14 protein-coding genes are annotated in these 13,514 nt (G+C 71.7%); 5 read left to right on the forward strand and 9 right to left on the reverse strand.

The genetic code is table 11. The annotated features are described in order from the left end of the window. Positions 1-38: 38 nt before the first annotated feature. A complete protein-coding gene (locus tag ACFWW9_RS25630) occupies positions 39-938 on the reverse strand; it encodes a DNA-3-methyladenine glycosylase family protein (RefSeq protein WP_390382895.1) in 900 nt (299 codons plus the stop codon). Further along, the gene (locus ACFWW9_RS25635) at positions 931-2,010 is read right to left on the reverse strand and encodes a sugar phosphate nucleotidyltransferase (RefSeq protein WP_390382898.1); all 1,080 of its coding nucleotides are present in this window, start codon (positions 2,008-2,010) and stop codon (positions 931-933) included. The genes ACFWW9_RS25630 and ACFWW9_RS25635 overlap by 8 nt, the downstream gene beginning before the upstream one ends. A 155-nt stretch (positions 2,011-2,165) precedes the next feature. Here ACFWW9_RS25635 and ACFWW9_RS25640 point away from each other — a divergent pair, with 155 nt between their 5' ends. After that, complete coding sequence (locus ACFWW9_RS25640; protein WP_390382901.1) at positions 2,166-2,618, forward strand: hypothetical protein; 453 nt, start codon at positions 2,166-2,168, stop codon at positions 2,616-2,618. Here ACFWW9_RS25640 and ACFWW9_RS25645 read toward each other — a convergent pair. The 5 genes from ACFWW9_RS25645 to ACFWW9_RS25665 form a co-directional block, all read right to left on the reverse strand. Further along, positions 2,602-3,468, reverse strand: coding sequence for a glycosyltransferase family 2 protein (locus ACFWW9_RS25645; RefSeq protein WP_390382904.1), 867 nt, complete (start codon positions 3,466-3,468; stop codon positions 2,602-2,604). The genes ACFWW9_RS25640 and ACFWW9_RS25645 overlap by 17 nt on opposite strands. 18 nt (positions 3,469-3,486) lie before the next feature. Continuing rightward, positions 3,487-3,930 carry a DUF4396 domain-containing protein gene (locus ACFWW9_RS25650; protein WP_390382907.1) on the reverse strand — a complete coding sequence of 148 codons (444 nt, stop codon included), beginning with the start codon at positions 3,928-3,930 and terminating at the stop codon, positions 3,487-3,489. Positions 3,931-3,958: 28 nt separating this feature from the next. After that, positions 3,959-4,699 carry a hypothetical protein gene (locus ACFWW9_RS25655; protein ID WP_390382910.1) on the reverse strand — a complete coding sequence of 247 codons (741 nt, stop codon included), beginning with the start codon at positions 4,697-4,699 and terminating at the stop codon, positions 3,959-3,961. A gap of 74 nt (positions 4,700-4,773) precedes the next feature. After that, on the reverse strand, positions 4,774-5,904 hold the full coding sequence (locus ACFWW9_RS25660) for a glycosyltransferase family 4 protein (protein ID WP_390382991.1): 1,131 nt from the start codon (positions 5,902-5,904) through the stop codon (positions 4,774-4,776). Positions 5,905-5,970: 66 nt separating this feature from the next. Next, on the reverse strand, positions 5,971-7,017 hold the full coding sequence (locus ACFWW9_RS25665) for a glycosyltransferase family 4 protein (RefSeq protein WP_390382913.1): 1,047 nt from the start codon (positions 7,015-7,017) through the stop codon (positions 5,971-5,973). Between the two features lie 20 nt (positions 7,018-7,037). Here ACFWW9_RS25665 and ACFWW9_RS25670 point away from each other — a divergent pair, with 20 nt between their 5' ends. From ACFWW9_RS25670 to ACFWW9_RS25680, 3 genes are all read left to right on the forward strand, one after another. Beyond that, entirely contained in the window at positions 7,038-7,958 is a 921-nt protein-coding gene (locus ACFWW9_RS25670) for a glycosyltransferase family 2 protein (protein WP_390382916.1), read from the forward strand. Positions 7,959-8,036: 78 nt separating this feature from the next. Continuing rightward, positions 8,037-10,523, forward strand: coding sequence for a glycosyltransferase (locus tag ACFWW9_RS25675; protein WP_390382918.1), 2,487 nt, complete (start codon positions 8,037-8,039; stop codon positions 10,521-10,523). After that, a complete protein-coding gene (locus ACFWW9_RS25680) occupies positions 10,516-11,601 on the forward strand; it encodes a glycosyltransferase family 4 protein (RefSeq protein WP_390382921.1) in 1,086 nt (361 codons plus the stop codon). The genes ACFWW9_RS25675 and ACFWW9_RS25680 overlap by 8 nt, the downstream gene beginning before the upstream one ends. 4 nt (positions 11,602-11,605) lie before the next feature. On the opposite strand, the gene ACFWW9_RS25685 is transcribed toward ACFWW9_RS25680, so the two are convergent. Continuing rightward, positions 11,606-11,770 carry a hypothetical protein gene (locus ACFWW9_RS25685; RefSeq protein ID WP_390382923.1) on the reverse strand — a complete coding sequence of 55 codons (165 nt, stop codon included), beginning with the start codon at positions 11,768-11,770 and terminating at the stop codon, positions 11,606-11,608. Positions 11,771-11,917: 147 nt separating this feature from the next. Between ACFWW9_RS25685 and ACFWW9_RS25690 the strand changes: the two genes are divergently transcribed. After that, a complete protein-coding gene (locus ACFWW9_RS25690) occupies positions 11,918-12,352 on the forward strand; it encodes an Imm1 family immunity protein (RefSeq protein WP_390382926.1) in 435 nt (144 codons plus the stop codon). Here the strand turns inward: ACFWW9_RS25690 and ACFWW9_RS25695 are convergent. Next, positions 12,349-13,497, reverse strand: coding sequence for a pyridoxal phosphate-dependent aminotransferase (locus ACFWW9_RS25695; protein ID WP_390382929.1), 1,149 nt, complete (start codon positions 13,495-13,497; stop codon positions 12,349-12,351). The two genes, ACFWW9_RS25690 and ACFWW9_RS25695, sit on opposite strands and share 4 nt — an antisense overlap. Between the last annotated feature and the right edge of the window lie 17 nt (positions 13,498-13,514).

Raw genomic sequence — 13,514 nt, forward strand, 5'->3', positions numbered from 1 at the left:
GTGGGCGGCTTGGTGGTGCCGCTTTTGGCAGGGTGGTGCTACATGGCGCGGTAGTCCCTGGGGGAGAATCTTGGGGCGAATCTTGGTTTTTTGAAGCCTGAGGCCTCTATGTAGCGGACTGCTCTGTGGCGTTGTGGGGCGTAGGGGGCCAGTACTTCGGCCAGGCCGTCGTCGTCTATGGGTTTGCCCAGTAGGGCCCAGCCGACGACGTTGGGGATGTGGAAGTCGCCGAAGCTGACCGCGTCGGGGTCGCCCCACGCTCGTTGGGCGATTTCTGCTGCTGTCCAGATGCCGATGCCGGGGATTTTGCGGAGGAGGGTGCGGCCGTCCTCGCCTTTCAGCTCTACTGCCTTTTCCAGGCGGTGGGCTACCTGGGCGGCTGCTATGAGGGCTCTTCTGCGGGCGCTGTCCACGCCTGCCTTGTGCCATTCCCAGTCGTGGATGGCCATGATCGCTCGTGGTGTTGGGGCGACCCTCATGCCCTGTGGTGTCGGGCCGGGGGCTGGGGTGCCGAAGCGGTGGCACAGCTCTCGGTAGGAGCGTCTGGCCTCGGTGCCGGTGACCTTTTGTTCCAGTACCGCCGGTAGGAGCACGTCCCACACCCGGCCTCCCGACCCCAGGCGCAAGCCGGGTGAGCGGTGGCGGGTCTCGGCGACCAAGGGGTGGTGGGCGGTGAAACCGGTGTCGTCGTCGTTGGCTCCGAGCAACGCTGGTAGGCCTTCTAGGAGCCAGTCCGCGCCTTCGCCCCAGGCCTCCGCCTCCACCTTGTCGTTTGCTCTGTGGAGGCGGAGGGTGCCTTGGCCCGTTGGGGTGTTGGCGGTCAGCCAGGTGGTGCCCTGCTGGTCCTGGTGGAACGTGGGGTCGCCCGCTCCTCTGCGGAGTGGGCGGAGGACCGCTCCCGTGTCCAAGGGGAACGGGGGGTGCCAGGACCTAGGCATCCGCGGAGAAGCGGACCCCCGCCTCGGGGAGGACCACGTCGGGCCAGACTCGGGCGCCGCCGATCAGTTCGCAGCGGGCGCCGATGACCGCGCCGTCGCCGATGACGGCGTCGCGGAGGACCACCCCTGCTTGGACCAGGGAACCCGCGCCGAGCACCGAGCGCTCGATCGTGGCGTTCTCGCCGATGACCGCGTTGTCGAAGACGACGGACGCGGTGACCGTGGCGCCTGCTGAGACGGTGGCGTTCGCGCCGATCGTGGTGCCGCCGGACAGGACCGCGGACTCGTGGACCTCCGCGCCTGGCAGGACGATGGCTTCGCCTGGTTCCGAGGGGAGTGCTGCTGAGGGGGCGATGCCGCGGACCAGGTCGGACGAGCCCTGGACGAAGGCGGCGGGGGTGCCGAGGTCGAGCCAGTAGGTGGCGTCGACGTGGCCCTGTACGCGTGCGCCGCGCTCCAGGAGGCCGGGGAAGGTCTCGCGTTCTACTGAGACGGGGCGGCCCTCGGGGATCTCGTTGATCACCTCGCGGCGGAAGACGTAGCAGCCCGCGTTGATCTGGTCGGTCGGTGGGTTCTCGGTCTTCTCCAGGAACGCCGTGACCCTGCCCTCGTCGTCGGTCGGGACGCAGCCGAAGCGGCGCGGGTCGTCGACCTTGACCAGGTGGAGTGTGACGTCGGCCTCGGAGGTGCGGTGGGTCTCGACGATGCCGTGCAGGTCGACGCCCGACAGGATGTCGCCGTTGAAGACCATGACGTCGCGTTCCCGCAGCTTGTGGGCGACGTTGCGGATCGCGCCCGCAGTGTCCAGCGGCACGTCCTCCACCACGTACTCCAGCTCCAGGCCGAGCTTGGCGCCGTCGCCGAAGTGGTCCTGGAAGACCTCGGCCTTGTACGAGGTGCCGAGCACCACGTGGGTGATGCCCACGGCCCTGATCCGCGACAGCAGGTGCTCCAGGAAGGGCACGCCCGCTGTGGGGAGCATGGGCTTGGGGGCGGACAGGGTCAGAGGACGAAGTCGGGTTCCCTTGCCACCGACCAGAACCACCGCTTCCACGCCGTGCAGCTCCGACATGCCCGTTTTTCCTCCTCCACTAACACGCAACGACCGATTCGAATACTGTGGCAGACAGCATCCGATAGACGGGCAGTGGTCCCTGGCGGGCGCGTGTCAGAAATCGGGAACGCCGGCACCCCCAGCCGGCCCTAGGCAACGCAGGAGAGATCCGAATGGACCCCCGCGACCGGGCCGACGCGCTGCTTGCCCGTGCACGAGCACGTGGCGCCCACGTCGTCACGCCGGACAACATGACCTCGCCGATGGACTCGTCGGCGACCCAGCAGATCCCGAGGACGGTGGTCAACGCGGTGGACCCGCGCGACCTCGACCCGGAGTCGACGATGGTGATCTCCGCCCAGATGGCGGCGGGTGACCGCAGACCGCAGCAGCACCAGCCGCAGCAGTACCAGCAGCAGGCTCCGCAGCAGCAGTACCAGCAGCAACAGCCCCAGCAGCACTACCAGCCGCAGCAGCACCAGACCGAACCCGTGCAACGGGTCGGGCCTGGGCCCCTGCCTACGGTGCAGCAGGGGCCTGGCGGCAGGCCGAGCCTGTCCCAGCGGCTGAACGGCGAACCGCCACCGCCGCCGGGCCTGGCCCAGCGGCTCAACGGCGACGCGTGACGATCTTCAGCCGCAGCCCGAGACCGACCCGCACCGCGAACAGCACCGGGGCCCACTGCGGGCCCCGGTGGCGGTCGGCGAGGTAGCGGTAGGCGCTGCTGTGGTGCGCGGCGAGCATCCGGGCGGACGAGCTGGCGGTCGCGTGGCCGCCGATGTGGACCACCTCGGCCTCCGGCACGTAGATGTTGAGCCAGCCGGCGCGGCCGACGCGGTCGCCGAGGTCGACGTCCTCGAAGTACATGAAGTAGCGCGCGTCGAAGCCGTCGACCGAGTCGAAGGCCTCACGGCGCATGAGGATGCACGAACCGGACAACCAGCCCGCCGGCCGTTCGACGATCTCGGCCTTCTCCTGCCGGTACTCGCGGGTCCACGGGTTCGACTTCCAGACCTTGCCGAACACCGCGTGCCCCAGACCGCGGCCCAGTGACGGCAGCAGCCGGGCGGACGGGTAGACCTCGCCGGTCGTCTCGCGGATCAGCGGGCCGAACGCGCCGCCGCGCGGCCAGCGCTTCGCGGCCTCCAGCAGCTTGTCCAGCGAGCCCTCGGCCCACTCGACGTCCGGGTTCGCCAGGACGACCCAGCCGACGTCGTCGGGCAGCGAGGCCACGCCGCGGTTGAGGCCGCCGCCGTAGCCGAGGTTGCCGCCCGTGGGCAGGAAGGTGACCTCGTCGCGTTCCGCGGCGGCGCGCTCCGGCTCGCCGTCCGTGGACCCGTTGTCCGCCAGCACCACGCGGACCGGCAGCGTGGTGGCCTTGGCCAGGGTGTCGAGGAAGCGGTCGAGGGTCTCACCTGGCGAGTAGGTGACGGTCACCGCCGCCAGTGCGTCGCCGTAGCGCGTGGATTCGGTCACGCGCCACATTGTGCACCGTCAGTGGTGGTGCGCGTGGTGCACCACCGCGTGCCCCTTGCCCCGCGAGATCAGCCACCGGTTGACCGGCACGGTGACCACGAAGGCGACCGCGAGGGAGAACGCCAGCGAGCCCCAGAACAGGGCGCTGGCGAGTCCCGCGTCCATCGCGCCGGGGACGGCGACCACCACGGCGTTGTCGACGACCTCCATGACGGCGATCGACACGGTGTCGGCGGCCAGGGCGAGCTTGACCGCCGCACCGACGCCGATGCCCGCCTTGAGGACGCCGCGCAGGGTGAGGCCGTAGCCGAAGAGGAACGCGAGCGCGATGGACAGCACGACCGTGCCCCACGTGGGGAGTCCCGCGGCCGTGCCGACCACCATGCCCAGCACCTCGCCGATCGCACAGCCCGTGAGGCAGTGCAGCGTGGCCGAGACAGCGGTGGACCAGGATGCGTTCATGCCGGCCACCATACCCCTGGGGGGTATGTCAGGCGAGGTGGATCGTGATGTTCTGGCCGGAGTTCACCACGATGTGCGTGAGCGCGCCCGCCCCGAGCAGTTCGCCGTGGTCGCGGACCAGCCAGATGGACGACACCCCGTTCTCGGTGCCCAGCCAGGCGAAGTACAGGTCGGCCGGGCTCGCCGTGAGCACCCGGTCCGGCCCGTAGTCCGCCGACCGGGCGGCGCTCGGGTCGTCGGGGCGCAGCTCCATCCCGTACAGGTCCTCGCCGAACAGCGCGAGCGCGCACGTCATCACCGTGCTGCCGGTGCCCGAGGCCACGTTGCGGCGTTGGACGCTCCGCAACGGCGGCGGCTCCCCCTGCGCCGCGGCCCGGTACTGGAAGTACAGGACGTCCGAGCTCTTGAGGAACCACGAGGGCACCGGGATGCCCGCCTCGGGGCTCACGTTGTGGTACGCCCGGATCTCGTGGTGCGCCGGATCGGGCGCGTTGATGTAGGTGATCGCCTCCGGGAAGCCCTCGACCCTGGTCACCACCGCGAGGGGTTGTTCGTAGGGCGCGACCGCGGGGACGGTCCGGTAGTGCTCCGCGAACGACAGCGTCCTGCGCTCGCGCTCGGCGGGGGCGATCCCGCGCGCGGCGACGAGCAGCGCGGCGTGCCGCTGCCGCCCCTTCGCCACGAGGTCGCGGAACTTGGCGACGGTCCTGGCGGACGGGTTCAGGTCGAGCGACGCGGGCAGGGGCGGAGGCGGTGGGCCGGGTCTCATGCCGAAAACCGTTTCACCCCGGAGCGCGAGGGGACAGACGCCAGCCGGGTGCCCGATGATCACCCGTTCAGGCCCTAGCGGCCCCGGCGGTGCAGGAGGTTCGCGCGGGAGTACGCCAACCGGTGCCGGGCCGCGCTGGTCGACCAGGTGAACGCCTTCGCCCGGACCTGGGCGTCCGCGGCGAGCGCGGCGCGGCGGGCCGGGTCGTCCAGCAGTTCGGCGAGGCCCGCGGCGATGTCGCCCGCGCCGACCCCGCAGTACGCGACGGCGTCGCCGCCGACCTCCGGCAGGCTCAGCCGCTTGGTCGTGAGCACGGACGCGCCGCACGCCATGGCCTCCAGCACCGGCAGGCCGAAGCCCTCGCCAAGGCTCGGGTAGGCGACCAGCTCGGCGCCGCCGAGGAACCCGGCGAGCTGCTCGAACGGCAGGTAGCCCGCCCGGATCACCCGGATCCGGTGCGGCACCACGTCCAGCGCCCGTTCCACCTGGCTGTCCCAGCCCGGCTGGCCCGCGAGCACCAGCGCGGGCGGGTTCGGCCTGCCCACGCACGCCTGGGCGAAGCCGCGGATGAGCGCGGGCACGTTCTTGCGCGGCTCCAGCGCCCCCAGGAACGCCACGTACGGCAGGTCGCCGAGGCCGAGCGACCGCCGCACCACGGCCGTCTCCTCCGCCGTCGGCGGGTGGAACCGGTCGGACTCCACGCCGTGCTGGGCGATGTGCAGCGCCCGGCGGTCCGCGCCCGCGACGCGGGCCAGCTCGGCGGCCGTGGCCTCGCTGGGCACCACGCACAGGGCCGCGCGCCGCAGCGACGCGCGGGTCCAGCCGCGGAAGAAGCGGGCCTTGACCGAGGAGTGCAGCACCGGGTCGGTGAAGAACGTGGCGTCGTGCAGCGTCACGACCGTCGCGGACCGGTTCGCCAGCGGCATCGTGTAGTGCGGGGAGTGCAGCACGTCGACGCCGAGGCGCGCCACGATCCGCGGCAGCGTCGTCTGCTCCCACGTGAGGCGCGCGGTGCGGGTCGCGACGGACTCGGCCGCCACGACGACCCGCGAGGTCGGCGCGATCCGCGTGTACAGCTCGGCGTCGCGCGGTTGGCAGACGACGCTGAGCCGGGCGCCGTCCGCGTCCAGCGCGGCCACGAGCGAGTCGACGTAGCGGCCGACGCCACCCCTGTCCGAGGGCACCGCGGTGGCGTCGATCAGCACGCTCGGTTCGACGATGGGCACGGGCTGAGACTAGTGCCGCCGACCACCCGATCCACCGCCGATCGCTCAAGTGACGCGGCGTCGCCGAAGTTCGAGGTGCGCGGCCCACGTGTCGCGCGCGGCCTTCTCCCAGGTGAACGCCTCCGCACGGCGCAGACCTGCGCTTACCATGCGGGCAGCGGTAGTCCCATCGTCCACAACGGACCTGATTGCCCTGGTGAGCGCCTCGACGTCGCCACGGGGTGTGACCAGTCCCGCTCCCCCGGCCACTTCCACCAGCGCGGGGGCGTCGGTGTGCACCACGGGCACCCCCGCCGCCATGGCCTCCAGCAGCGGCAACCCGAACCCCTCGGCCAGGCTGGGCACCGCGAGCACGGTCGCGCGGCGCAGCGCGTAGGCCAGTTCGGCGTCCGCCAGACGACCGAGCATCCGCACGTGCGGCGCGCGCACGTCGACGTCGCCCCAGCCCTGAGGACCAATCAAGACAAGGGGAATCCCGCCGTCCCTCGTGGCCTCGACCAGGGAAACCAAGCCCTTGCGGGGTTCCAGCGTGCCGATCGCGAGGACGTACAGCTCGGGCAACGGGATCGGCGCCTCCTCGGGCCACTCGGTCACCCCGTGGCCGACCACGTGCACGGGAGCCGCTCCGGGCGCGTGCGTGGCGAGGTCGTCGGCGACGGCCCGAGTGGGCACGACGACCGCGCCCGCCTTGGCCGTGGCGCGGCTGATGACCTTCCGGTGCCACGCGACCCCGCGCGGGGTCAGCGTTTCCGGGTGGGTCCACGGCACGGCGTCGTGCACGGTCACCACGACCCGGTCCCCCGGCGGCGCCAGCGGCGTCGGGGCGTGAACCGCGTCACCCCCCGGCCAGTACGGGATCCCGTACTCCCAGGTGGCGATGAGGGCCCGGCGCGGCAGCGGCAGCACCTTCGGACCCTCCACGCCGGGGATCACCGCCGCCTCGACGTCCCGGTGGCGGCTGACGGCTCCGGTCACGGTCCACCCGGCGGGCGCGGTCGCGGCGAGCGCCGCGGCCAGCTCACGGGTGTACCGCCCGGTGCCGCCGGGGACGGGGGCGAGCAGCTGCTCGGTCAGCACAACGAGCTGGGGCACGTGCCGTACCGTCTCACGCCGTGTCCAGTCGCAGCACCGTGGTCGTGGTGACCTGGCGCGGGCGGGAGCACGTCACGGCGTGCCTCGACGCGCTCGCCGCCCAGAGGGGTCCACACCGGACACTCGTCGTCGACAACGCGTCCGATGACGGGACGGCCGCCCTGCTGGCCTCCCACCCGAGCGCGCCGGACGTGGTGCGGCTGCCCCGCAACCTCGGTTACGCCGGTGGCCTGGCGGCCGTGCTGGACCGCGTGGACACCCCGTACGTGGCCTGGCTGAACGACGACGCCGCCCCCGACCCGGCGTGGCTGACCTCGCTGGAGGAGGCGTTGGACGCCGACCCCGCGGTCGGCGCGGCCACGTCGTCGATGGTGCTGGCGGACGGCGCGACCCAGTCGGTCGGCGTGGCGCTGACCGCGGACGGCCATGGCGTCGACGTGGTGCTCGCGGGCCGGGAGGTGTTCGGCTTCTGCGGCGGCGCGGCCCTGCTCCGCACGGACGCGCTGCGGCGCGTGGGCGGCGTGCCCGCCGGGTTCTTCTGCTACTACGAGGACACCGACACGGCGTGGCGGCTCCGGCTGGCCGGGTACCGGGTGGTGTCCGTCGGCCCCGCGCGGGTCCGCCACCGCCACGGCGCGAGCACGAGGCCGGGCTCGGCCCCGTTCCACCGGTGGAACGAGCGCAACCGGCTGCTGATGCTGCTCAGGTGCGCCCCGGCGGCGGTCGCGCTGCGCGAGACGGCCCGCTTCGCGGCGATCACCGCCCTGCTCCCGTTCCGCTCCGACGTCCCCGACGCGGCGAACTTCCGGGTCCCGCTCCGCCTGCGCGTCCTGGCCGAGGTCCTGCTCCGCTCCCCGTCCGCGCTGGTCGCACGACTGGCCGTGGGCCGCCGCTCGACCGTGCCCCGCCGCGAGGTGTGGACCGCTTGGGCGGGCCGCTAGCCCCCTTCGTCACCCGGCACTCGCGGTGATGAGGCAGGCTTAGCCCCGCACACCCGTCGTGGAGCGAGGAGAGTGATGGTGCTGCCCGTCGTATCCGTGGTCGTGGTGAACTACCGCGGCGCCGAGGACACCATCACGTGCCTGCGCGCGTTGGCCGACCTGTCGTACCCGGCGGACAAGCTCGAGGTCGTCGTCGTGGACAACGCGTCCGGTGACGGCAGCGCCGAGCGGATCCGGGCCGCCGTGCCGTCCGCGACCGTCGTGGAGTCGCCGACGAACCTGGGCTTCGCGGGTGGCTGCAACCTGGGTGTGTCCTCCGCCACGGGGTCGGTGCTCGCGTTCCTGAACAACGACGCCCGGCCGCACCCGGAGTGGGTGCGGGCGGCCGTGCGGGTGCTCCAGGCCGAGCCGACCGTGGGCGCGGTGGCGAGCAAGGTGCTGGACTGGGACGGGACGGACGTCGACTTCGTCGACGGCGGGCTCACGTGGTTCGGCATGGGCTACAAGCGGCACGCCGGGCAGCCGGACGACGGCAGCCACGACACCCCGCGCGACGTCCTGTTCGGCACCGGGTCGGCGCTGTTCGTCCGCACCTCGGTGTACAAGTCGCTCGGCGGGTTCGACGAGCGGTTCTTCATGTTCTACGAGGACGTCGACCTCGGCTGGCGGATGAACCTGCGCGGCTGGCGGGTCCGCTACGAGCCCGCGTCGCTGACGTTCCACAAGCACCACGCGTCGATGTCCTCGATCGACCACAGCCGCGAGCTGTACCTGCTGGAGCGCAACGCGCTCGCCGCGCTGTACAAGAACTTCTCCGACGAGACGCTGGCCAAGGTGCTGCCCGCCGCGCTCGCACTGGTGGTCCGCCGGGCCACCGCGCGCGGCGAGATCGACGCCACGCAGCTGGAGATCACCCGCAGGCCGTCCGACCCGGCCGACGACCTGGCCCCGGTGCCGGTGGACCGCAAGGCGCTGGCCGGGTTCCTGGCGATCGACCAGTTCGTCGAGCTGATGCCGTCGTTGCGGGAGTCGCGGAAGGTCGAGCAGGCCAAGCGGGTGCGCAGCGACCGCGACCTGGTCACGTTGATGCGCAAGGCGATGGAGCCCGCGTACCCCTTGCCGCGCTACCTCGCCGCGCACGACGTCCTGGTCGACGTGTTCGCGCTGGACGAGGTGTTCGGCAGGCCGCGGCGGATCCTGATCATCACCGGCGACGCGCTGTCGGCCAAGATGGCCGGTCCCGCCATCCGGGCGTGGAACATGGCCGACGTGCTGGCGGGCGAGCACGAGGTCCACCTGGTCACGGTGAACCCGCTGTGCGCGCCGCCGGACGCCCCGTTCGCCGTGTCCGGCTCGAAGCCCCGCGACCTGGCTCCGCACATCGCGTGGGCCGACGTGATCGTGCTCCAAGGCCACGTGCTGGAGCTGGTGCCCGAACTGAAACGGGCGGGGTCCACGAAGGTCGTGGTGTGCGACGTCTACGACCCGATGCACCTGGAGCTGCTGGAGCAGGGCAAGGACGAGACCGACGAGCAGCGGGCGCTGGACGTCGTCGGCGTCACCCGCGTGCTCACGAACCAGTTGAAGCGCGGCGACTTCTTCCTCTGCGCGTCCGAGCGGCAGCGGCACTTCTGGCTCGGCCACCTGGCCGCGATCGGCAGGCTCACGCCGACGCTGTACGACAACGACCCCACGGTCCGGTCGCTGCTGTCGGTCGTCCCGTTCGGCCTGCCGGGCAAGCCCCCGCAGCGCACCGCGCCCGCCATCAAGGACGTCGTGCCGGGCATCTCCGGCGCCGACAAGGTCGTGATCTGGGCCGGTGGCGTGTACAGCTGGTTCGACCCGCTGACCCTGCTGCACGCCGTGCACCGGCTGCGGGACGACCACCCCGACCTCAAGCTGTTCTTCCTCGGCATGAAGCACCCGAACCCCGAGGTGCCGGACATGGACATCGCGGGCCGGACGCGCGCGTTGGCCCAGCGGCTGGACCTCGTGGGCTCGTCGGTGTTCTTCAACGAGACGTGGGTGCCCTACCACGAGCGGCAGAACTGGCTGCTGGACGCGGACTGCGGCGTCACCACGCACTACGAGCACGTCGAGACGACGTTCGCGTTCCGCACCAGGGTGCTGGACTACCTGTGGTCCGGGCTGCCGATCGTGACGACCGACGGCGACTCGTTCGCCGAACTGGTGGAGCGCGAGGGGCTGGGCGTGGTGGTCCCGTCGGAGGACCCCGCCGCGCTGGCGCTGGCGCTGGAGAAGGTGCTGTACGACGAGGAGTTCGCGGCGGGCTGCCGCGACCGCATCGCCGTGGTGCGCGAGCGGTTCACCTGGGAGGTGGTGCTCGCGCCGCTGGTGGAGTTCTGCCGCGACCCGCGCCCCGCCACCGACCGCCTGCCGGGCAACGCGCCGCTCGTCCGCAACACCCCGTTGACCACCGGCGCGAAGGTGCGCCGCGACGTGAAGCTCGTCCGCGAATACCTCGACCAGGGAGGACCGACGGAATTGGCCAAGCGCGCGACCGGGCGGGTGCTCAAGAAACTCCGCGGTGGACCCCATGCCTAAGCCGCTGAGGGTGCTGCTCGACGGCACGCCGCTGCTCGGCCACCGCACGGGCATCGGCCGGTACACCTCCGCGCTGGCCGAGGAGCTCGCGTCCATGCCGGACGAGGTCGACGTGCGCGCCGTCGCGTTCACCCTGCGGGGCTGGCGCGCCCTGCGCACGGTCCTGCCGCACGGCGTCCAGGCCCGCGGCCTGCCCGTGTCCGCCCGGCTGCTCCGCCAGTTCTGGCTGCGCTCGAAGTTCCCGCCGGTCGAGCTGCTGACCGGGTTCACCGACGTCATGCACGCCACCAACTTCGTGCTGCCGCCCGCGATCCGGGCCGGTGGCGTCGTGACGATCCACGACCTCGCGTTCCTGGCGTCGCCGGGCGACCTGCCCGCCTCCGACGCGCGGCTGCCGGAGCTGGTCCGCCAGTCCGCCCAGCGCGCCGACGTCGTCTGCACCCCGACCCAGGCCGTCGCGCGCACGGTCGAGGAGCGGCTGGGCATCGCGCCGGACCGGATCGTGGTGACCCCGCTCGGCGTCGACCCGGCGTGGTTCGCGTCCCGGCCGCCGAACGACGCCCTGCGCGCCCGACTGGGGCTGCCGTCGCAGTACCTGCTGTTCGTGGGAGCGGGCGGGCCGCGCAAGGGCCTGGAGACGTTGTTGAAGGCCCACGCGGGCGACACCTCGTTGCCACCGCTCGTGCTCGCCGGTCCCCGTCAGTCCGGAGTGGACGGTCGGGTGATCCGCACCGGCTACCTGGCGGACGTGGACCTGCGCAGCGTTGTGGCGGGCGCCTCGGCGCTGGTGCTGCCGTCGCGCGACGAGGGTTTCGGCCTGCCCGTGCTGGAGGCGCTGGCGTGCAACGTGCCGGTCGTCTGCTCGGACGTCCCGGCGCTGCGCGAGGTCTCGGGCGGGCACGCCCAGCTCGTGCCGGTCGGCGACGCCGACGCGCTGGCGCACGCCATGTTCGCCGCCGTGGAGACCCCACCGAACGCGACGGCCCAGGCCGCTCGCCGGACGCACGCCTCCGAGTACACCTGGCGCCGCTGCGCCGAGACCACCCTCGCCGCGTACCACCGCGCGGCGGGCCGGTAGACCGCTAGCGACGGGGCGATTGGTCGTCCGCGTCGTCGCGCGAACCGGTGATCGTGCTCCACGTGACCTGCCGCGAACCGGTCACGGCGGCGACGCAGCGGAGGAAGCGGCGGCGGTCGCCGTCCTGGCTGCGGGTGGAGGGTGCGGGAACCCGCCCGTGGTCGGACATCTGAAAAGGTTCTCGCAAGCGCGCAGCGTTATCCAGTCCTCCGGACCGTCACCACCCCATCGGCGCAAGCCTGGGCCGTTTGCGGACCGGGTCGTTCACTGAGAGCATCCATTCCGCCTCGTCGACTAGCGAAGAGAAGGCCCTCGAATGAGCTTCAACGCCGTGTGGTCCGTCCAGGACGCGGACGAGTCCGGTGAGCAGATGACCGTGACGACCCCCGAAGAGGTCGACGCGCTGCTGGCCAGGCTGGCCGAACCCGGCGCGGGCGCGGCGGTGATCGAGCACCAGGAACGCGCCCTCATCCCCGACGCCGAGGGCCTCCTGGGCGCCCCCGGCGAGGTCAAGATCCCGGACCACGACGTCGCGGCGGCCGTGAGCGGCGGCTACGGCTACCTCACCTACGCCGACCCGGACCAGGACTACTCGACCCTGATCGGCGACGACGCCTCCCCGGTGTACGCCTCGGAGTACGTCGACTACCCGGCGGGCAGCGGCGTCCAGGTGGGCGTCCTGGCGGCGGCGCTGAAGGAGTTCCTGCTGACGGCGCAGCGGCCGTCGTGCGTGGAGTGGCAGGACGCCTAGGACACCAGCGACGGGCGTTCCATCTCCCAGCGGGAGTTGCCGAAGCTGCGGATGCCGGAGACCAGGCGGTCCACGTCGGCCTCGGGGCGGACGACCAGCCTGACGAACTGGCCGCTCATGCCGAGCTTGTTGCCGCACTCGCGGATGAAGACCTGCTGCTTGTGGAGCAGGTAGTCGCGCAGTTCGACGCCGTCGACGTCCGGGGCGAGCTTGACCAGCAGGAAGTTCGCCTGGGACGGGTACACCTGGAGTTCCGGCAGGCGGGACAGCTCCATGCCCATGCGGTAGCGGTCCATGGACAGCTTGACCAGGCTCTCGCCGTACTCGTCGAGGTGGTCGCCGAGCATGAACACGAACGCCTCGGCGAGCGAGTTGAGGTTCCACTTGGGCAGGGTGGTCGCCATGCGCTTGGCGAGCGCGGGGTTCGCGACGAGGTAGCCGAAGCGGACGCCGTGGAGGCCGAAGTTCTTGCCGAGGCTCTTGAGCACCACGACGTTGGGCCTGATCATGGCCTCGCTGACGACGGACGGGTTGCGCTCGACCTCGACGAAGTCGATGAACGACTCGTCGATGATGACCAGGTCCAGATCGGCCAGTTCGTCCATGAACCGGATGATCTCCCGGCGCGGCAGGTAGCCGCCGTCGGGGTTGTTCGGGTTGCACAGCACCGCGACCTTCGAGCCGCGGGCGCGGATGAACTTCAGGTAGGCGTCGATGTTGAGCTCGAAGCCCTCGCTCTCCTGCAACGGGAACATGTCGACGCGCTTGCCGGTCTCCATGGGCTGGTCGGTCCACCGGCCGAACGTGGGGATCGGGATCGCCACGCTCTCCTTGATCCACAGGTGGTCGATCCAAGTGATGATCTCGGTGGAGCCGTTGGACATCGCGATCGTGGCGGGGTTGAGGCGCAGCGTCCTGGCGAGCTGGCCCGCGATGGCGTCGGTGCTGCTCGGGTAGAACTTCAGGATGCCTTCGAGGTTGTCGGCGAGGGACGCGAACATCTGCGGGGTCGGGAAGTACGGGTTGCACGGGATGCAGAAGTCGACCATGTGCTGGGCGCCGTCGCCCATTTTGCGCGCCAGCTCGAAGAAGGACGGGCTGTGCGCGGTCTTGCCGAACACATCCGAGTCCACACCATGACGCACGTGACCACTCCCCTGCT

The organism is Umezawaea sp. NPDC059074, assembly GCF_042738955.1.
In the GTDB taxonomy this organism is placed as follows: domain Bacteria; phylum Actinomycetota; class Actinomycetes; order Mycobacteriales; family Pseudonocardiaceae; genus Umezawaea.

Excerpts from the sequence above, each read along its gene's own strand:
- ACFWW9_RS25635 (WP_390382898.1), bottom strand. The coding sequence starts at position 2,010 with ATGTCGGAGCTGCACGGCGTGGAAGCGGTGGTTCTGGTCGGTGGCAAG.
- ACFWW9_RS25630 (WP_390382895.1), bottom strand. The coding sequence starts at position 938 with ATGCCTAGGTCCTGGCACCCCCCGTTCCCCTTGGACACGGGAGCGGTC.
- ACFWW9_RS25680 (WP_390382921.1), top strand. The coding sequence starts at position 10,516 with ATGCCTAAGCCGCTGAGGGTGCTGCTCGACGGCACGCCGCTGCTCGGC.
- ACFWW9_RS25690 (WP_390382926.1), top strand. The coding sequence starts at position 11,918 with ATGAGCTTCAACGCCGTGTGGTCCGTCCAGGACGCGGACGAGTCCGGT.
- ACFWW9_RS25655 (WP_390382910.1), bottom strand. The coding sequence starts at position 4,699 with ATGAGACCCGGCCCACCGCCTCCGCCCCTGCCCGCGTCGCTCGACCTG.
- ACFWW9_RS25640 (WP_390382901.1), top strand. The coding sequence starts at position 2,166 with ATGGACCCCCGCGACCGGGCCGACGCGCTGCTTGCCCGTGCACGAGCA.
- ACFWW9_RS25650 (WP_390382907.1), bottom strand. The coding sequence starts at position 3,930 with ATGAACGCATCCTGGTCCACCGCTGTCTCGGCCACGCTGCACTGCCTC.
- ACFWW9_RS25685 (WP_390382923.1), bottom strand. The coding sequence starts at position 11,770 with ATGTCCGACCACGGGCGGGTTCCCGCACCCTCCACCCGCAGCCAGGAC.